The sequence below is a fragment of the Cupriavidus pinatubonensis genome, from assembly GCF_019602855.1.
Lineage (GTDB): Bacteria > Pseudomonadota > Gammaproteobacteria > Burkholderiales > Burkholderiaceae > Cupriavidus > Cupriavidus pinatubonensis.
On the sequence record NZ_CP080769.1, the window covers coordinates 475426 to 494379 of the forward strand.

Below are 18954 nucleotides of genomic sequence, written 5' to 3' on the forward strand. Positions count from 1 at the left end.
TTTCATCGAGCACGGGTACGGTCACGTTGTAAGCATGTCATCGGTGTCGGAACTCGCCCACCCGTACTGTTTACTGAGGCTTTCTCAACTGGTTAAGCCCGAGGCACCGTTGTTGTCTCTCTTTGTGCCCCGGCCACTCCTGATATGGGCGTTACCTCTGGATACCGCGTCGCCCCTCCTCAAAGAAGTTCAGATTGCCCATCTGGCCGCCTTTCAAGGCGACCTCCAGGCCGTCAAGCGATGGCGACTTGGAAATCAAGCGGCACAACGGCGCACCCGGAGCAAGCCGAGCGCTGACCATCAATGCGTCCGCGCCGACCACCTGCATAATCTGGCTGGAGGTGTCACCGCCTGCGATTAGCAGACGGCGAAGCTCGACGCGATCCATGATCTCGCGGGTCAGGTTCCCAAGGCCGACGCCGAGGAGCCGACCGCCCTCGTGCCGCGCCTGGGCGGCGCTCGCGCCATCACGCTGCATGTAGGCCAACATCTCGGCGATCCGCGGATCGCCGGGCCCTTTTGCGGTATGGACCAACACGCTCTTGCCCGCCTTCAGCGCGACGACGGCGCTGCCGACGGCTTCCTCGACCTCGGCCTCCCACTTCCCATCGTCGACGAGATTGCGGGCGTTCACGGCAATCAGCTCGAACCCGCTCTCTCGCGCCCGTTCGATCTGCCGTGCCGTCAGCGCCGAGCCGCTGCCGGAAATGGCAAGCACTTGGTTCACTGCCGTCGCCGCAGGCATGGCAGGAACACTCTGCGTCGACGCTCCCCAGGCACGGGTCAACGCAAATTCAACCCCGGACGATCCAACCACGAAGGAAGGGCGAGCGCCTTGGTTACTGATACGCACCAATTGCTTTCCGACCGCACTCATGTGGCCTTCATTCGCACCATCAAAGAGGACGGCATCTGTCTGCGCATCCCACAGACGGTCACAGTGCTCGTCGAGGCGCTCCCCGGCTGACTCAAGGTCTCCGTAGGTTAGGCGCCCAAACGTCATGGGCGACTGGTTGGCGAGGTGTACGGCCAAGTCCGACTCACGCATTGGCGTGACGGGGTGGACACTCATGATCGGATGACGATCGATGCGATACACGTTGCCGTCAGTCGCCGACGCCGCAAACAGATTGCCGAACACGCAGTAGCGTCGCAAGGACGGATTGGCCCCAACCACGGCAATCGGACCGGCCGCGAAATGCCCCGAGTCACGCGCCAGACGCATGGCGTGCCCGATGTTGCCAATCTCCGCCGAGCTATCGAAGGTCGAACAGACCTTGTAATGAACAACTGCCGGGTCCAACTCCACGAGGCTGCGATACAGTCGTGGAAGATGGGTATCCATTTCCTGTGGCGTCATGCCTCGGCTATCACCGGCAATGCCTACCGCATCCAGGCCTTCGAACCGGCCGACTAGCTCCTTCGACGGCTGACGAAGAAACAACACGCAGCGCAGTCCGGCCATTGCCAGCATTTCCAGGGCATCCGTCGACCCGGTAAAGTCGTCGCCCAGGAACGCAACCTTGAGTTTGGATTTCATAGCTTCGATCCGAATTCTGCGATCGCGTTGCGCAGCTCGACATGCTTCGCAGACGCCTTTTCCAGGCTCACGCCAGCAACAGCGGCTTCCCATGCCTGACGCATGCTGGTGACACCGGCAGCGATACCGTCCGGATGGCCAATCACGCCGCCACCGGCAAGGTGCATGAGGTCGGTGGTCTTGAGATACCCATACAGCTCAGGCGCAACACCGGCCCACTGGCCGGACGAAAAAACCGGCATGGCAGGCGCAACACCGGCGAACGGCGTGAGACAGGCCCGAGCCGATGCGATAACCGAGTCATCCGGCTCCCAGAATTTGCTCTTCAGCCCGTTCACGTGGACGTGGTCGACACCGGCAAGACGCCAGAGCTTCTGGAACGCACGGAAATCGAAGCCTAGGGAAGGATGACGCGTGAGCGCGCCCCAGCCATTGCGGTGGCCGTGGATGGGAAGCTCGGAGTATTCGCGCAGATGCTGGATGGCAGCCATGCCGGTCCAGTTAAGGCTTACCATGACGCAGGTGCCGCCGGCCTCAACGACGATATCGTGGTTGCGTCGCATTTCATCGATGCCGCCGCTGATGTTGAAGGCGTACATCGGCATGCGCCCCAAGCGATCGGCATGCTTGAGCAGCACCGGCATGACGGCCTCTACGCGCTCCTTGAATGGCGCATACGGCGGATTGGCCAGCAGCTCATCGTCCTTGATGAAGTCGATATCACCCGCGCAGAGATCGTCGACCAAGGCGGCGGTTTGATCGACCGTCAGCCCTACGCTGGGCTTGATGATGGTGCCGATCATGGGGCGGCCGAAGACACCCGCCAACTCGCGTGTGCCATCGATACTGAACTTTGGCCCAGGAAACGCCGCGGCGAATTCTGCCGGCACATCGATATCCAGCAACTTCAACCCCGTCACCTCGCCGAGTTCGAAGAGATTGCCGGCAACTGTCGCGAGCAACGTGGGAAGATTCGGCCCGACATTCGCAATCGGGAACGCCAATTCTACGATCGCGCGATAGTACTTGCCGGTATGACCCCGCCGCTCCGCATGCGCACTTCGCAAGGTCGGCTCCGAGACCGGCTCAAGATCTTCAACGCTGCACACGCGAGCCCGGAAACGCTCCTGCAGTTCTGCCGTTTCACCCGGCAGTTGCATGAACGTACCACTGGATTGTTCCCCCGCGATGACCGTCGCGGCCTTGGCCGACGGCACCCAGCTTTCCACCAGATAGCGGGCAAAGAACTCGGGGCGAGTAGCCGAGCGCTTCTGCTGTGGCACAGACTCACCGATCGCAAATAATTCAGACATCGTTTCAACTCCCGAGGAACGAAACCATTTCTTGCACGACGAAGTCCGGGCGTTCCTCTTGCACCCAGTGACCGCAATCCGCGATCACGCCGCCTTTCACGTCGTTGGCCACACGCTGCAAGGAGGTGAAGCCTTCCTGGCCGCGACCAAACGCCTCTCCGCCGCCATATGCCAGCACCGGCATCAGCAAACGGTTTTCCTTCAGCCACGCTTCGTTGTCGCGCACGGTCTGCGGGACCGCGCGGTAGTAGCCCAGGCCGGTCCGGAGCGTGCCGATGTCGCGATAAGTGCGAAGGTACTCTCCGATGTCCGCCTCGCTGATCGCATCCTGGACAAAGCCGAACTGCTTGAAGAAGTATCGGTAGTAAATGTCCTCTCGACCCGCGATCAGCGCCTCGGGCAGATCAGTGACCTGATGAAACGCGTGGTGCCAGCGCCGCCCGTTCTGGTTGTACGTGCCGCTTCCATCGCCAGGTACCGCCGCATCAAGCATCACCAGCTTCCGAACGAGGCCTGGATTGAAAGCCGCGAGAGCAAACGCGGCAGGACCACCCCAATCGTGCCCCGCCAGATAGATCTCCTTGATCCCCAGCACGCCCGTCAGCAGTTCCGCAACATCGCCGGATACCCGCTTCATGTCGAAACCGTCCCGTGGTCGCGACGAATCGCCAAGCCCACGCAGATCCGGTGCGATCACCTTGAAACGTTGCGAGAGCGCAGGAATGACCTTGCGCCAGGAGTACCAGGTCTGCGGCCAGCCGTGCAGCAGCACCAGGGCTGGGCCCTGTCCCGCGGTCACAAAATGAACGCGGGAATCGCCGACGGTCGCGTAGTGATGTTCGACTTCGAGGTTTTCCATTTGCGTCACACTCATCCTTCGGTGCGCGGAAGCGGGTACATCAGACCCGCGGTGCCGAAGCCGCCGTCAACGTTGAGGATGTGGCCGTTGATATAGTTAGCATCGTCACTAGCCAAGAAGGCGGCGGCTGCAGCGATCTCGTCGACCTCGCCGTAACGGTGCATGGGGACCAAGTAGCGATAGGCTTCCCGCGTGCCACTGGCAGCGTGCATCGCACGCGTTACGTCCGACTCGATCGGCCCCGGGGCAATGCCGTTGACATTGATGCCGTGGGGCGACAGTTCGACCGCCATGATCTTGGTCAGCACTTCGAGGCCGGCCTTCGATGCGCCATAGCCGGTGCGTCCCATCCCCCCGCGCTGGCCCGAGAGCGACACAATATTGATGATCCGGCCGCTGCTCTTCTTGAGCATCTGTCGTGCGGCGTACTGTCCGCAAAGGAAAGCGCCCGTCAGGTTGACCTTGAGCATCAACTCAAAATCTGCGACCTTGTATTCGACATAGGGCGCATTGATCCCCACGCCGGCATTATTCACGTGGATATCGACGCCACCGAAATCCGCAGCGATTTCCTCAAAAGCCGCCTGAATGCTACTTTCGTTTGCCACGTCCAGGAGAACATGGGATGCCTTTCCGCCCTTCTTCTGGATTTCTGCGGCCGCTGCCGCTGCACGCTCCGCCACAATATCGCTCACGACGACATGCGCACCTTCACTGGAAAATCGATTTGCAATCGCCTGACCAATCCCTTGGCCCGAGCCAGTTACCAGAGCCACCTTTCCGTGCAAACGCATAACGTCCCTCCATATGTCGGTTATCTAACTGCGTGGACGAAATATAAGTTCGACCGTTTCTGACGACAAATCAAATTAAGTCGGCGGGCTGTGAAATAAACTCACAGCCATGGTTCGGAAACCCGCAAAGCGCTGTACATCAAGGGCGGCCGTAGGTCTCAGCTCGGCCACCCACGGCCCAGCCGCAACCTCTCTCGGGGTAAGTCCTAATATGATGCCGCGAACAGCGACTGATAGCTAAGCTAGTAAAATGCTGCACCGCAGGAGGCGCGAAATGGGCGGCTACCGAGAGAGTATCTCGGTACCAAGGGGATTTGAACCCGTTTCAGAAAGGCGTAGAGAGATGCTGTGATCTTTACTTCTAGATAACCAAGTCGCTAGTTCTGAATACCGGATGCATTGGATTTTGCCAGCTCATTTGCTAGCCACTCAACGAGCATTTTTACATCTGGTCGAGATGCGAGACGGGAAGCGGTCCACAAAACAAGTTTTCGTCCGCCGGGGATAAAGCCGAAGGGGGCCACGAGTTTGCCCGACTCGAGGTCGTTTTGGACGAGCATTTTGGGTACCACTGCGACACCCAACCCGCACACGGCGGCCTGGATGAGGAGATAGAAATGATCGTAGTGCTGCTTGGGTTGCAAGTGACCCGGAAGGCCCACGCTGGAAACCCAGTCTTGCCAAGCGTCCGGCCTGGTTTTCGTCGCCAGCAGATGGGCTTCCCGTAGGTCCACCAGATTCCGAATTGAGGCCGCTTCGGCGTAGTCCGGCGCGCAGACGGGCCCGATCTCCTCCAGCGCGACGTCTTTGAGATCAACCTCCGGCGGAGGCGTGAACGTCGAATTGCTCATCGCCACTGCGATGCGATCCCGGAGGAAGTCGACGTTCTCGTAGTTCATGTTGAATTGCAACTGAACTTCGGGGTGGTTCTGATTGAAGTGAGAAATGCGCGGCAACAGCCAGAACATCAGCACCGATGGCGAGCACGAGATCGTCAGCGGTCCCTCCTTGAACTGGTCCAGGCTGGCTTCGATGAGTCCAAAGGCTCGCGCCAGGTCTTCCGCAAGTCTTCGCCCAGCGGGTGTCGCTTCAGTCGAGTGCGGACCGCGAGTCAGGAGCGTAACCCCGAGATTCTCCTCGAGCAGCTTGATATGGCGGCTGACTGCGCCGTGCGTCACGCAAAGTTCGTCAGCCGCTGCGGACATACTCCGAAGTCTCGAAGTCGCCTCGAAGGCTCGCAACGCATTTAAAGATAGCCGGCGCGTCAGCATAGCGTGAAGTTGTCGTGCACCTCGTCCAACGAGGCTCTTTTCGATCAATGGCCGTCAGTGTGCGAGAAGGCAAATGTCCGCGTCAATCCATAGTTGCCCTCTCACGCCAGCCTCGTGACCTTCTCATCGTGCGGCACGATCCGGCCCGCAAACGCAGTCCACTAACCAGGGGGCCCGAACTTGCTTCGCAACGCCCCGACCTGCTCGGCAGAGAGTTCACGGGTTTTTCTGCCTCGAAGCATCATGAAGAGCTTCGCGGTCTCCTCCAACTCCTCGGCCGCGTCAGTCGCGGCGGCCAGGCTGCTGCCAGCCACCACTGGACCATGGTGCGCCAAGAGCATCGCGTGATGCTTTCCTGCCCAAGACCGGATAGCGTCCGCCAGCTTAGGGTCTCCCGGCGCAAAATAAGGAACCAGAGGCAAGGAGCCGACCCGCATCACATAGTAAGCGGTCAACGGAGGAAGAAGATCGTCAGGATTTAGGTCCGGGTCCAACGACAAGGCAACGGAGTGCGTCGAATGTAGATGCACGACAGCCCTCGCGCCCCTTCGCTCCTGATACATCGCCAAATGCAACAAACTTTCCTTCGTGGGAGCATCGCCAGCGATATGTCGCCCGTCACGATCCAGCCTCGACAGCCGTGCGGGGTCAAGGTTACCGAGGGAGGCGCCGGTCGGCGTTAGCAGCCAGCCATCCTCCATCGCCACACTGATGTTCCCGGTGCTTCCGTGTGTCAATCCTCGGTCGAGGATCGATTTTGCGGCTAGCACGATTTCCTCACGGAGCTTCGATTCGCTTAGGGACATTGTCTCATCGCCTCCTCGAAGAAGCTGACGGTGCCAAAGTTCCCCGATTTGAGTGCCAGTGCGATCGGCTCTCCATCAAGCGATTGCGTCCAGGGAACGCCTGGCGCGATGGACGCTCCGATGCGCAATCCCTTCACATTGAGTGCCTTGACAACGGCGCCCGAAGTTTCACCGCCGGCGACGATGAACTTTTTGAAGCCCCGTTCACGGAGTCCTGCTGCAATCGCCGAAAGCACCGCCTCCACCAACTGGCCGGCCGCTTCCACGCCGAGCTGTTGCTGGACCTGAGCGACCTCGTCGGGCTTAGCACTGGCATAAACGAGGACGGGCTCGTCGTGCTGCATGACCCACTCCACTGCCGAAGAGGCCAAATCCTCTGCTCGATGGATGGCCAAGGGATTGATCTTGAATCCCGGATGATCCGTCAGCCAATGTTCGACTTGGGCATTCGTCGCCACAGAGCAGCTTCCGGACAGCAGCACCATGCGACCAGAACTCGGATCGAGCTTGGCTGCATCTGTCGAGACGCTCAGTGCTCCCGTGCGCCGGAAGTTGTCAGCCAGACCAATTGCGAGACCTGATCCGCCAGTCAGCAGCGGCAGGTCGGCTACCGCCTCATCAATTCGGTACAGATCTTCATTTTCGATCGCGTCCACGATCGCGATCTGTTGGCCCTTCTCCTTGCACCGGTCAAAGCCTGCGCGGATCGCGTCTCGCCCTTCGGCGACGACACTACGTGCCACCAGCCCGACTTGTTGCTTCGTTTGGGGCGCAAGAACACGGACGAGATTCGAGTCCGTCATCGGTGTCAGCGGGTGATTTCTCATGCCCGACTCGCTTAGCAGGACATCCCCGACGAAGAGATAACCGTTGTACACCGTACGACCATTCTCCGGAAATGCCGGACAAACGATAGTGAAGTCCGTGCCGAGTTCCTCCATCATCGCGTCAATCACCGGGCCGATGTTTCCTACCGGCGTCGAATCGAAAGTCGAGCAATACTTGAAGTAGAACTGTCTGCAGCCCACCCGTTGCAACCAGCGCAGGGCTTCGAGCGATTCTGTTACTGCGTCACGGACCGGCAATGTACGAGTCTTCAGTGCGACAACGATTGCATCGGCATCCAGGACAGTACTCTGGGGAACTCCGATGGTTTGTATGGTCCGCATTCCGCTCTTCACCAGCATGCTGGCGAGATCCGTGCCCCCAGTAAAATCGTCTGCAACGCAGCCCAACAATGGTTTCGACATGTTGCGCTCCTTCCGTTTCAATGATTGTAGGTCTTTGACTCGATCATGGTGATGGTATCGCCCTACTTGCCCTGACTTATCTGGCGCAGGCAAATGAAGGTCGATCGACCCGCATATGAGGTGGTATTTCCGAGCGCCTCTTCGATGCGCAGCAGTTGGTTGTACTTGGCGATGCGGTCCGAGCGCGACAGCGAGCCGGTCTTGATTTGGCCGGCGTTGGTGCCCACGGCGATGTCGGCGATCGTGCTGTCCTCCGTCTCGCCCGAGCGGTGCGAGATCACGGCGGTGTAGCCCGCCCGCTTAGCCATCTCGATGGCAGCGAACGTTTCGGTCAGCGTACCGATCTGGTTGATCTTGATGAGGATCGAGTTGCCAATACCCTTCTCGATGCCTTCCTTCAGAATCTTGGTGTTGGTCACGAACAGGTCGTCGCCCACCAATTGCACGCGCTTGCCAAGCTTGTCCGTCAGCGTCTTCCAGCCATCCCAGTCGCCTTCGGCCATGCCGTCCTCGATCGAGACGATCGGGAACTTGTCGCAGAGGTTGGCCAGGTAATCGGCAAATTGCGTCGACGACAGCTTCAGGCCTTCGCCCTCCAGCACGTAGACGTCTTCGGCTTCGTGGTAGAACTCGCTCGCGGCGCAGTCCAGCGCCAGCAGCACGTCCTCGCCCATGCGGTAGCCAGCCTTCTCGACGGCCTGGACGATGGTGTTCAGGCATTCCTCGTTGGACGAGAAGTTCGGGGCGAAGCCGCCCTCGTCGCCCACGGCGGTGGACATGCCCTTGTCGGCCAGGATCTTCTTGAGCGCATGGAAGATTTCGGCGCCGCAACGCAGGGCTTCACGGAAGCTGGGTTGCGACACCGGCATGATCATGAATTCCTGGATGTCCAGGCTGTTGTTGGCGTGCGCGCCCCCGTTGACGATGTTCATCATCGGCACCGGCATCTGCATCGCGCCCGAGCCGCCGAAGTAGCGGTACAGCGGCAGGCCAGCCTCTTCGGCAGCGGCCTTGGCCACGGCCATCGACACCGCCAGCATGGCGTTGGCACCCAGGCGGCCCTTGTTCTCGGTGCCGTCGAGTTCGATCAGGGTGCGGTCCACAAACGCCTGCTCGGACGCGTCCAGGCCCATGATGGCTTCGGCGATCTCGGTGTTGATGTGCTCGACGGCCTTCAGCACGCCCTTGCCGAGGTAGCGCGACTTGTCGCCGTCACGCAGTTCGATGGCTTCGCGCGAGCCGGTCGATGCCCCCGAGGGCACGGCGGCGCGACCCATCACGCCCGACTCCAGCAGCACGTCGCACTCGACGGTGGGGTTGCCCCGCGAGTCCAGAACCTCGCGTCCAATGATGTCTACGATTGCAGTCATAATCTCTCGTCAGAAAAAGGGGACTGTCAGCTCAGGGCCGTCAGCCGCTGTTCCTCAGGCCTTGAGCCAGGCCGTTGATGGTCATTCGAATACCTTGTGCGATGCTTGCGCACACCTGTCCATTGCGATGGCGCTTCAGCAGCTCGATCTGCGCATGATTGAGCGGATCCAGATAGGGGCCACGGTTGCGGATGGACCGCCGGATGGCCGGGCTCCCTGCCAACAATACCTCGGCATTCATAATGGACAACAAGTGGCGTTTCGTCAGTTCGTATTCCTCGCGAATCCTGCCGAAGATCTTGTTTCGCAGGCTTTCATCCTCCACGAGATCGGCATAGCGGGAGGCAATCCCCAGATCGGATTTGGCCAGAACCATTTCCATGTTGGACAGCATCGTGCCAAAGAATGGCCAAGATGCACACATATCCCGCAGAAGCGTCATGCCGTCGGGACTTTCCTTAAGCCATGCATTGATCGCAGAACCGAAGCCAAACCAGCCAGGAAGCATCAGTCGGCATTGAGACCAGGCGAAGACCCAGGGAATGGCGCGCAGATCGTCGATGTGATCCCCCGCCTTCCGCGACGCCGGGCGACTGCCGATGTTCAGTTGGGCGATCTCTGAGAGGGGCGTGGATTCACGGAAGTAGGTGGTAAATCCCTCCGTCTCGTAAACCAGCGATCGGTACGTCCTGTAAGCAACGTCCGACAACGCCTTGATGACGCTGTGAAAGACGGCTTCCTTTTGCCGGTCCAGGGTCGGTCCGATAAGACAGGCTTCCAGACTCCCTGCCACCAGGGCTTCCAGATGCAGTCTGCCAACATCACCGCTCTTGTACTTCGACGCAATCACCTCGCCCTGCTCCGTGATGCGGACCTTTCCGGAATGAGCGCCATGGGGCTGAGCGAGAAGTGCATCGTAAGTCGGACCGCCTCCACGCCCGACAGCGCCGCCGCGCCCATGAAAGAGACGCATGACGATGCCATGATGTGTGAGGACTTCTTTCAGCGCCACCTCGGCCTGGTAGATCTCCCAGCAGGATGTGAGATAGCCGCCATCCTTATTGCTGTCGGAGTACCCCAGCATGATCTCGTGTTCATCGCTTTGCCGGACGACGAGCTTACGATAAATCGGAACGTTGAAGAGCTCGTCCATGATCAATCCAGCAGCCCTAAGATCTGCGATGGTTTCGAACAGCGGCACAATCGAGACAGTCTCGCAATCGTCCTGACAGCCCAGCCCGAAGCTGATCAGGCCAGTCTCCTTAAGGAGAACCGCGACGGCCAGGATGTCCGAGACATCCGAAGTCTTCGAGATGATGCAGTTCCTGACAATGGACGGTCCGTAGGCCTTCTTGAGGTCCCGCGCCGCCGCGAATATAGCCATCTCCGAGGAAGTCTCTTCACTGTAGAGGGCCAGCGACGACCACAGTGGACGTTCACTGCAGAGTTCTAGTTCCAGCAGGCGCCTGCGCTCAGATTCCGGTTGAGAAAGGTAGTCCCCGCATACGCCGGCTTTGCGGAAGAGCTCCGCGATCGTGCGCGCATGAACCTCCGAATTCTGACGCAGATCTATGGGTGCGAGGTGGAACCCAAACACATCTACAGCTTTGGCGAGGTTTCGTAGCTCGCCCCGTGCCAGGCTTCCGTTCCCGGCATGCTCAAGGGACGCTTGGAACTGCCTCAAATCGTCCATGAGCTCGCGAGGGTTGCGGTAGTACTCTTCCCCCTGGATATCTCCGTCTCGTTTAGCAGACGTGAGTTGATCCAACGTCCCTCGAAGCTTTTGGGACACATAGGCAAGGCCACGCCGATATGGCTCATCGACCGTGTGCGGCGATACGCCAGTGGCACGATCGGACATCAGCTTAACTGCCGGCGCCACCCGCGTGCGCGCGGTGGAGAGCGTCAGCATCTGAACCAGTTCGCCGAGAGTCGACTGGTAGTGACCAATACACGCCTCGAACTGCAAGCGAGCAGCCATGCGCAGCACGGGTGCATCGATGTTCGGGTTCCCGTCCCGATCGCCGCCTATCCAGGTACCAATCTGCAGTAGTGGCGGCGTCGCGAACACCCCGTTCTTGCGCGGGCCGTTACACATCTCGCTGATGGCATCTTCCAGGCCACAATACAGGCGTGGAACCTCCCTTAAGAACGTCCTCTCGAAATAGCTGATTCCATTCTTCACCTCGTCGATAGGCCTCAATGTCTGGAAGCGCAGAAGGCGGGTGTTCCAGAGGCAATGCACCGCAAAAGTAATATCATCGCGATTGCTTTGGTCCTCCTCCGGCGTGAGCGCGCGCCCGTCTCGTGCGTCCAGCAACTCCGCAATCCTCCTTTCATGCACCAGGATCGCCTGACGCCTTACCTCAGTCGGATGGGCGGTAAGCACCGGCATGACAGATAGTCGCCGCAACATTCCCTGTACCTCGTTGGGCGCGTAGCCGAGCGAGACCATTTTGTCGAGACTACGACCGAGACTCTCAGGGCGCCGTGTTTGACCCGCGATGGCCGCGGCTCGCCTGATGCGGCGTTCGTGTTGGTCTTCAGCAATGTTGGCGAGAAGCAGGAACAGCGAGAAGGCGCGTGCGACCGTCTGCATGGCATCCGCCGGAAGGCCGGCCAAGGTCTGGTTGATCTGCGCCCGAACACCAGCATCTGCGGTCCGGCTAAACTGCAGCGCGAGGCGACGGATCGCTTCCACAACCCCGAACATCGCGCCGCCTTCCTGAGATTGGATGATCGAACCGAGCAGGTCCCCGAACAACCGGATATCGGCATTCAGCCGCTCCTGATGGTCGGCATGGAGGGCTTGAATGACAGCGACGCTCTCGAGATCAGGCTCAGAGCTCCGAGATTCGGGGCGCGTCTCAGGGGAATCCGGCCGATTCGATCTCGGCGTCCAGATAGGCAACATGAGCTTTTTCACCAGTCGGGCGTCATGGAGACCCCGGAAATCTGCCAGGCGCCCCACCGGGGCGCCTATTATCTGCCGCGCGACTCAGAAGATGAATCGCGTGTTCACGAACGAGGACTTGTGGCCTAGCACGATGTCGTCCAGCAACGCCTTCGATGCCGCTGTGTCTTTTGCAGCAACCATCGTCCTGATCGAGAACGCACGCAGCGCGTCGGACACGGACAACGTGCCTTCCGCCGAGTCCTTTCGGCCTGTGAAGGGGAACACATCGGGACCACGCTGACATTGGCAGTTGATGTTGACGCGACAGACTTGGTTCACCAGGGGATCCACCAGCGTTGCGATCGTGTCCGCATCCGAACCAAAGATGCTGACCTGCTGCCCGTAGTCGGAAGTTTCAACATAGGCCAGTGCCTCGTCAATGTCGTCGAACGGCACGATGGGAACAACTGGACCAAATTGCTCTTCTCGAAACAGCCGCATCGATTCGTCAACCGGATATACTACCGCCGGGATGTAGAGAGACTCGGCGCTTTGCCCGCCGTCGGTGTTGCAGACACGCGCCCCCTTTTCCACCGCATCAGCCACGCATTCGGTCAGGTAGCGGGGCTTGTTCCGGTCGGGCAACGGGGTAATCGCGACCCCCTGCTCCCATGGCATTCCAACGGAAAGCGCGGAGACGGCAGCGCAGAACTTCTCCACAAACGCATCCGCAATGCACTGATGCACCATGAGAAGCTTGAGCGCGGTGCACCGCTGCCCATTGAATGAGAGCGACCCGAGCACGCACTCTCGAACCGCAAGATCAAGATCGGCGTCCGGAAGAACGATGGCCACATTCTTGGCATCGAGCCCCAAGACGGCGCGCAGCCGGTTGGTTTTCGGATGCAACTTCTTCAGCTTGTCCGCGACGCGGGAAGAGCCAATCAGTGCGAGGACGTTGATATGACCCGAGGACATCAAAGGCGGAACGACTTCCTCGCCGCGTCCGTATACCGTGTTGACAACCCCCGGCGGCAAGGCGTCCCGGAAGGCTTCCAGGATTGGAGCGAACAGGAGCGTCCCGAATCGAGGCGGCTTGAACAGGATCACGTTGCCCATGATCAGCGCGGGAATCAACGTGGTGAAAGTCTCGTTCAGCGGATAGTTGTACGGTCCCATGCAGAGTACAACGCCAAGAGGCGCTCGTCGGATCTGCGCGATGGTCCCTTCTACGACCTGGAACCGCGAGTTGTTGTTGTCGAGCTCCTTGAGTGCCTCGATGGTTTGACGGATGTAATCGATCGTGCGATCGAACTCCTTTGCCGAGTCAGCCGCCGACTTGCCAATCTCCCACATGATCAGCTTCACAATGAGGTCGCGCTTCTCGACGATGCGACGAGTGAAGTCCTGCACATGAGCGATGCGTTGATCCACGGACATCGTCGGCCACGGCCCAGTGCCGGCGGCATATGCCGCCACAGCCGCGTGCAGTGCCTCCAGACTTTCGTCTGCGGTCGTGATCGGGTAGCTCCCCACCTCCACCGGCTCCAGATTGCCCTCCGGGTCGCGGAGCCGCACAGGAGACAGCACTGCGTGAGTTGGTCCCTCCCATACACGCAACTCGCCATTGATGAGGATGGAGCGTTGATGCAAGGGCGCTTCCAGGCGATGTTGTGGGGGAATCGACTCTCTTGCCGGGAATCGATCCGGAAGGCGCGTGGTTTGTTCCATGTTTTCCATGTTTGTTTCTCAGTGGGAGGCCACAACCGTCGGGAAGACCAAACGAAGCAAATTGGTCGATCCCGGCGTACGGAAAGGCATTCCTGCGACGATGGCGAACGGACGCTTGTCCGGCTCGAAGCCCTCGATGCGGACCACTTCCGTGGCATGAGTGACCATCTCTTCGACGTTTTCCGCGTCTTGGCCCTCGACCGCATGAACACCCCACACTATGGCCAGCCGCCGTGCCGTCTCGGCTCGCGGGGTCATCACGATAATCGGGACGTTCGGCCGCTCATGGGCGACTCGCAATGCACTGGATCCGGACAACGTGTAGGTGACGCAGGCAGAGAGGGGCAAGACGTCTGCCACCGTGCGAATGGCGGCACCAATGGCGTCGATCGCATCTTCCCTGCGCGTCGCCGCAATCGCGCCCATGGTGTCCCGCTGCAGCTTATCCTTTTCCGTATTGCGGATGATCCGTGCCATCATTGCAACGGACTCCACCGGATAGTCCCCGCTGGCCGATTCCGCGGACAACATGACGGCATCCACGCCGTCGTAGACCGCCGTGGCGACATCGGACGCCTCGGCACGCGTAGGTGCGGGAGAACTCACCATCGAATCGAGCATCTGCGTCGCGACGACTATGGGTTTTCCTGCCTGCCGGCAGAGTCGCGTCAGACGCTTCTGAATCGCCGGCACTTCTTCGGGGGGCATCTCCACCCCGAGATCTCCACGGGCCACCATGATCGCGTCTGCCGCGGCAACGATGCCTTCCATATCCGAGATGGCTCCTGGCTTTTCGATCTTGGCCATGATTCCAACGCCGGTCCCGACGATCTGACGTAGCTCCTCAATGTCTCGCGCTGATTGCACGAAAGACAGGGCAATCCAGTCAACACCCAGCGTCATGCCGAAGGTAAGGTCGCGGTGGTCCTTCTCTGTGAGCGCAGATAGCTTCAGCGCGCAATCCGGAACGTTTACGCCCTTCCTGTCCGAGATCTTGCCGCCCGCCTCTACAACGGTCTCGGCGAAGTCCGGGCCGCAGCGTACGACGCGCAAACGGATACGCCCGTCATCAATGAGCAGCGTGTTGCCCGGCGTCAGCGCCTCGAAGATCTCCGGATGCGGAAGCTGAACAACTTGACCGTTACCGGGAACCGCAGCAAGCTGGAGCCGGAATGGCTGGCCCGCGACCAGAGTTTCGGGGCCTGCCAAAAACGTGCCGACTCTGAGTTTCGGACCCTGCAGGTCAAGCAGTACGCCGATCGGCCGTCCGATGGCAGCTTCGATTTCGCGAATCGTTCGAAGTCGCTGTGCGTGGTCTTCGTGGGTCCCGTGGCTGAAGTTCAGCCGAAACGTATCCGCACCAGCTCGGAAAAGCTGCTCGATAACTTCCGCGCTCGATGAAGCCGGTCCGAGCGTTGCCACAATTTTGGTATGGCGTTCACGCCGCAGTCGCATGTTTCTCTCCGATGACTGATGCGAGCGAAAGGATATCGCTCTGATAAAGGGCGAGTGAAAGCAATCCGATGGTGAATCGGAACTTTCGATGAATGGCATGGAAACTCGATCCGTCCGAAATGGATGGATTATTCAAATATCGCTGTCAATCCACAGCGATTGGAGGATTGGGGGAAATCCGTGACAATGCGGCGCGAATAACGTTATGTGGCGCTTTCGATACGACCGTACTCCTCCACTTTCTTGCTGACCACCCAGGCGCTACTCAAGCGGTCAAAGTCGTGGAAATGACTCATCCCCAAATGAACCTTGAAGGCCTCCGCACTCCGGTAGATCTCATACAACATGAACTGAGGTGCTGCGGGACTCTGTAAGACGTCGAACGTGACGCAACCAGATTCCATCTCCAGGGACGTGGCGGCGTTGGCGAGAATGGCATCTCGGAATAAATCGACTTTCTCCGGCAGAACCTCAAAAGTCACGATGACTGCATGCATGCGCAACCTCGTCTTCGATGGAAATAGAAAAGAGAATCCAAGATGTCTGGTGCCTCGTCATCCACGGCACCGAGACGATGTGTGTCCCTGTGGCGCGATCAAGCCAGAGGCAGGGGCACGCCGTACTGCTCGCCCAACTCCTGCAGTTCCTTGATCAGCGAGTTGCCAAGCGGGATGCCCTCGCGGCGACGCATGCCAAGGCTGATGAACTCGCGCTCGCCGGGCAGATAAATTCGCTCGACGCCGGTAGCGCGCTTGGCACCGGTAATGTCCCCCATCGCCTTTCGCATGCGCTGCATGTAGGCCTCGACATCGTCGAATGCCTCTACAGGAAGCACACCAAACAAATGACCGCTGTTTTGCGCAGTGGTCGTCTTTTCATAGAGATCGCCAACATCGCGACCAAAGAATGCGCCCGAGAGCATCGTACTGAGCAGACCCACGATCAGGGTCAACGCATACCCCTTGGGACCGCCCACAGGCACAACGAAACCCTTAAGTGCCTCAACGGCGTCCGTTGTCGGCAAACCATCAGGGCCCGTGGCCCATTCGGCAGGGATGGGCGTTCCCTCTTTTGCAGCGACGATGATCTTTCCGCGCGCGGCGATACTGCAGGCCATGTCCAAGACGATGGGAAAATCGCCTGGCGTCGGAAAAGCGATCGAAAACGGGTTGTTGCCCAGCACCGCCTCGGCCCCCCCCCAAGGGGTCATATGATTGATGGCGCCGATCGTGAAGCTGAAGCCAATCATATTGTTTCGGGCGGCCATTTCCGTGTAGTAGGCCGCAGCGCCGAAATGGTTGCTGTTCCGGACGGCCACGAACGCGCAGTTCCCGGCCTTGCCCTTCTCGATGGCCAGCTCCATGGCCCGAATGCCGACCAGATGACCCAAGCCGTTGTCGCCATCCATGACGGCGCTTGTCAGGGCATCGCGAACCAGTGTGATCTTCGGCGCAGCGTTTGTGCCACCATCCAGCAAGCGCTTGATGTAGATCGGAAAGCGCACGACTCCATGGGAATCCACACCGCGAAGGTCGGCTTCCACAAGGTTGTCCGTGACTTCAATCGCTTCGCCGTGCGACACTCCGACGCGCGTGAAAATTTCCACGCAGTAGTTCTTCAGGCTGGCTTCGCTAACCCGAACGTTGTTCTCGGCTTCCATTCTGCCTTTCCTTCCAAAATTGTCTGTCTATAAACGTAGCCAAGCGCCACGCTCTGGGTGCTCACCGCCGCAATCGCGCGGCGAATGGACGACTCACTCGGCCGTGATGTTGGCGGCCTTCATCACTTGACGCCAGTTGGTGACTTCGGTTTCGACGAACTTCGCTGCCTGACCAGGCTTGTCACCGATGACATCCATGCCGATGTCACCAAACGTCTTCTTGTCTTCTGGTTGCGATAGCCCGGACACCACAGCCTTGCTCAGTTTCTCGACCACGGCTGGCGGCGTATGCGCCGGCGCAGCAATGCCAACCCAGAACTTCAGATTCATGTCGGCCACGCCCGCCTCTTTCGCAGTCGGCACATTAGGGAGCACCGGAACCCGCTTGTCTCCGGTCACCATTAGGGCTTTCACCTTGCCCGACTGGATGAAGTTCAATGCCGTTGGCAACGCCGTGAAGATGACTTGAATGCGGCCGCCCAGCAGGTCTTGCATTGCCGCCGAGGCACCTTTGTAGGGAATGTGCGTCAGATCTGCGCCGGTCTTCAATCGGAACAGCTCGCCGCCCAGATGAGAGTTAGTACCCCGACCAGCCGATCCATAGTTGATGGAGCCAGGAAATGCTTTGGACAGGGCAATGAATTCCTTGACGCTGTTGGCTTTGACGCTGGGATTCACGACCATGACGAACGGTACAGACGCAACCGTCGTGATGTGCGAGAAATCCTTGACCGGATCGAATGGGAGATGCGCGTACAGGCCCGGCGCCATGGCAAACGACAGATCGGTCACCAGTAGCGTGTAGCCGTCCGCAGGAGCCTTTGCAACGTAATTGGCGCCGATGGTGCCGCTGGCACCCGGCCGATTCTCCGGGACAACGGACTGCTTCAGCGATGCGGTCATATCCTTTGCCACCAGCCGACCCACGATATCGTTGGTGCCACCGGGAGAAAACGGAATAATCAGCGAAACCGGCTTGGCCGGATAGTCCTGGGCGCCCGCGAACGCACTGCACAGCGACAGCGTTACGGCTGCGAAGGTTTTCTGAATTCTTTGCATGTCTTGGTCTCCTTGATTCGCGTTCGATTACGCCATTCCGAACATCGCGCGGGTTTCGTCCGGCGTTGCCACTTCTCGGCCCATCATCTTGGCGATCTTCGCGAAATGGTTGATGACGTCCCCGTTGTTCGGCGTACCGAGCTCCGACCAGCCATAGTCGCCGAGGCCCAGGGCGATATGCCCGCCTAGCTCGATCGCCGCGACCGCCGGACCGGTTGGGTTGCCGATTTTGTTGCACACTGTCCATTCCAGTGGCGCCTTGGGAAGGAACGGCAGGTGGGAGTACAGCCCTTGAATGGTGCCGGGATGCCCGCCGAGAATTCCGCAATCGGTCAACTCGAACATGAAATAAGGCGTGTCCTTTACCAGTCCCATATCTCGCAGCGCACTGAAGCAGCGGGTGAATGCCACGGTCCAGCTCACGAACTGCGGCTTGACTCCCAACTCCGGCAGTCGGCGCGCAAAGGCCTCCAGAATTTTGGTGTCGTTCTTGTAGGTGAGGTGACCGGTCATATACCGGCTGGCCTCGTAGTCGAATCGGTCGATGTTCGTGCTACCGCAGTCGATAGGGGCAAGATCTGGCTGGGTCTCTGGCGATTTGGAGAGAACTTCGATATGAGCCAGACGGCTCATCTCTCCCTCGTTGGAGATTTGGCCTAGTGTGGGAAAAACGAGGCAATCGCAATTGGCCCGGATCGCGCGGATACAGGCCTCGAATGTCTCCGCATCATGAGCCGGCTTGCCGTCCGCTTGCCGCGCGTGGAAATGGATAATGCTGGCCCCCGCCTCTCTTGCCTTGGCAGCTTCGCGGCCGATTTCCTCTGGCGTGTAGGGAATATTCGGGTTCTCAGACCGAGGCATGTATTCGTTGATACGTGCCTCGATGATCAGCTTCTTTTGCGCTCTCATGCCGTCTCCGTTTGGTCAGCCTCGCCGTCTTTTTGACGACC

At 59.4% G+C, this 18954-nt stretch carries 15 protein-coding genes; all 15 read right to left on the reverse strand.

Annotated elements, in window-relative coordinates:
- Positions 1 to 151: 151 nt before the first annotated feature.
- The 15 genes from K2O51_RS34040 to K2O51_RS34110 all read right to left on the reverse strand — a co-directional run bounded on the left by K2O51_RS34040 (position 152) and on the right by K2O51_RS34110 (position 18913).
- On the reverse strand, positions 152 to 1540 hold the full coding sequence (locus K2O51_RS34040; protein ID WP_220632026.1) for a four-carbon acid sugar kinase family protein: 1389 nt from the start codon (positions 1538 to 1540) through the stop codon (positions 152 to 154).
- Entirely contained in the window at positions 1537 to 2853 is a 1317-nt protein-coding gene (locus tag K2O51_RS34045) for a ribulose-bisphosphate carboxylase large subunit family protein (RefSeq protein ID WP_220632027.1), read from the reverse strand. Before K2O51_RS34045 ends, K2O51_RS34040 begins: the two co-directional genes overlap by 4 nt.
- 4 nt (positions 2854 to 2857) lie before the next feature.
- Positions 2858 to 3712 (reverse strand): alpha/beta fold hydrolase, encoded by an 855-nt coding sequence (locus tag K2O51_RS34050; RefSeq protein ID WP_220632028.1) that lies wholly within the window; start codon positions 3710 to 3712, stop codon positions 2858 to 2860.
- 11 nt (positions 3713 to 3723) lie between these two features.
- A complete protein-coding gene (locus K2O51_RS34055; RefSeq protein ID WP_220632029.1) occupies positions 3724 to 4506 on the reverse strand; it encodes an SDR family NAD(P)-dependent oxidoreductase in 783 nt (260 codons plus the stop codon).
- A gap of 377 nt (positions 4507 to 4883) precedes the next feature.
- On the reverse strand, positions 4884 to 5711 hold the full coding sequence (locus K2O51_RS34060; protein ID WP_245002000.1) for a LysR family transcriptional regulator: 828 nt from the start codon (positions 5709 to 5711) through the stop codon (positions 4884 to 4886).
- Between the two features lie 227 nt (positions 5712 to 5938).
- Positions 5939 to 6583 carry a 3-oxo-tetronate 4-phosphate decarboxylase gene (otnC, locus tag K2O51_RS34065; RefSeq protein ID WP_220632031.1) on the reverse strand — a complete coding sequence of 215 codons (645 nt, stop codon included), beginning with the start codon at positions 6581 to 6583 and terminating at the stop codon, positions 5939 to 5941.
- Positions 6574 to 7833 carry a 3-oxo-tetronate kinase gene (gene otnK / locus K2O51_RS34070; protein ID WP_220632032.1) on the reverse strand — a complete coding sequence of 420 codons (1260 nt, stop codon included), beginning with the start codon at positions 7831 to 7833 and terminating at the stop codon, positions 6574 to 6576. Before otnK ends, otnC begins: the two co-directional genes overlap by 10 nt.
- Before the next feature lie 62 nt (positions 7834 to 7895).
- On the reverse strand, positions 7896 to 9203 hold the full coding sequence (gene eno / locus K2O51_RS34075; protein WP_220632033.1) for a phosphopyruvate hydratase: 1308 nt from the start codon (positions 9201 to 9203) through the stop codon (positions 7896 to 7898).
- 40 nt (positions 9204 to 9243) lie between these two features.
- On the reverse strand, positions 9244 to 12117 hold the full coding sequence (gene ppc, locus K2O51_RS34080) for a phosphoenolpyruvate carboxylase (RefSeq protein ID WP_220632034.1): 2874 nt from the start codon (positions 12115 to 12117) through the stop codon (positions 9244 to 9246).
- A gap of 84 nt (positions 12118 to 12201) precedes the next feature.
- The gene (locus tag K2O51_RS34085) at positions 12202 to 13830 is read right to left on the reverse strand and encodes an NADP-dependent glyceraldehyde-3-phosphate dehydrogenase (RefSeq protein ID WP_220632315.1); all 1629 of its coding nucleotides are present in this window, start codon (positions 13828 to 13830) and stop codon (positions 12202 to 12204) included.
- 18 nt (positions 13831 to 13848) lie between these two features.
- On the reverse strand, positions 13849 to 15279 hold the full coding sequence (gene pyk / locus K2O51_RS34090) for a pyruvate kinase (protein WP_220632316.1): 1431 nt from the start codon (positions 15277 to 15279) through the stop codon (positions 13849 to 13851).
- 209 nt (positions 15280 to 15488) lie between these two features.
- Positions 15489 to 15782 (reverse strand): putative quinol monooxygenase, encoded by a 294-nt coding sequence (locus tag K2O51_RS34095; protein WP_220632035.1) that lies wholly within the window; start codon positions 15780 to 15782, stop codon positions 15489 to 15491.
- A 98-nt stretch (positions 15783 to 15880) separates the two neighbouring features.
- Positions 15881 to 16945 carry an Ldh family oxidoreductase gene (locus K2O51_RS34100; protein ID WP_220632036.1) on the reverse strand — a complete coding sequence of 355 codons (1065 nt, stop codon included), beginning with the start codon at positions 16943 to 16945 and terminating at the stop codon, positions 15881 to 15883.
- 93 nt (positions 16946 to 17038) lie between these two features.
- The gene (locus tag K2O51_RS34105; protein ID WP_220632037.1) at positions 17039 to 18004 is read right to left on the reverse strand and encodes a Bug family tripartite tricarboxylate transporter substrate binding protein; all 966 of its coding nucleotides are present in this window, start codon (positions 18002 to 18004) and stop codon (positions 17039 to 17041) included.
- A gap of 27 nt (positions 18005 to 18031) precedes the next feature.
- Positions 18032 to 18913, reverse strand: a complete 882-nt coding sequence (locus K2O51_RS34110; protein ID WP_220632038.1) for a beta-keto acid cleavage family enzyme — start codon at positions 18911 to 18913, stop codon at positions 18032 to 18034.
- Positions 18914 to 18954 lie beyond the last annotated feature (41 nt).

What these genes read in the sequence shown, in the direction of transcription:
- K2O51_RS34040 (WP_220632026.1), bottom strand. Translation starts at nt 1,540, where the DNA reads ATGAAATCCAAACTCAAGGTTGCGTTCCTGGGCGACGACTTTACCGGG.
- K2O51_RS34045 (WP_220632027.1), bottom strand. Translation starts at nt 2,853, where the DNA reads ATGTCTGAATTATTTGCGATCGGTGAGTCTGTGCCACAGCAGAAGCGC.
- K2O51_RS34050 (WP_220632028.1), bottom strand. Translation starts at nt 3,712, where the DNA reads ATGGAAAACCTCGAAGTCGAACATCACTACGCGACCGTCGGCGATTCC.
- K2O51_RS34055 (WP_220632029.1), bottom strand. Translation starts at nt 4,506, where the DNA reads ATGCGTTTGCACGGAAAGGTGGCTCTGGTAACTGGCTCGGGCCAAGGG.
- K2O51_RS34060 (WP_245002000.1), bottom strand. Translation starts at nt 5,711, where the DNA reads ATGTCCGCAGCGGCTGACGAACTTTGCGTGACGCACGGCGCAGTCAGC.
- otnC (WP_220632031.1), bottom strand. Translation starts at nt 6,583, where the DNA reads ATGTCCCTAAGCGAATCGAAGCTCCGTGAGGAAATCGTGCTAGCCGCA.
- otnK (WP_220632032.1), bottom strand. Translation starts at nt 7,833, where the DNA reads ATGTCGAAACCATTGTTGGGCTGCGTTGCAGACGATTTTACTGGGGGC.
- eno (WP_220632033.1), bottom strand. Translation starts at nt 9,203, where the DNA reads ATGACTGCAATCGTAGACATCATTGGACGCGAGGTTCTGGACTCGCGG.
- ppc (WP_220632034.1), bottom strand. Translation starts at nt 12,117, where the DNA reads ATGTTGCCTATCTGGACGCCGAGATCGAATCGGCCGGATTCCCCTGAG.
- K2O51_RS34085 (WP_220632315.1), bottom strand. Translation starts at nt 13,830, where the DNA reads ATGGAACAAACCACGCGCCTTCCGGATCGATTCCCGGCAAGAGAGTCG.
- K2O51_RS34095 (WP_220632035.1), bottom strand. Translation starts at nt 15,782, where the DNA reads ATGCATGCAGTCATCGTGACTTTTGAGGTTCTGCCGGAGAAAGTCGAT.
- K2O51_RS34100 (WP_220632036.1), bottom strand. Translation starts at nt 16,945, where the DNA reads ATGGAAGCCGAGAACAACGTTCGGGTTAGCGAAGCCAGCCTGAAGAAC.
- K2O51_RS34105 (WP_220632037.1), bottom strand. Translation starts at nt 18,004, where the DNA reads ATGCAAAGAATTCAGAAAACCTTCGCAGCCGTAACGCTGTCGCTGTGC.
- K2O51_RS34110 (WP_220632038.1), bottom strand. Translation starts at nt 18,913, where the DNA reads ATGAGAGCGCAAAAGAAGCTGATCATCGAGGCACGTATCAACGAATAC.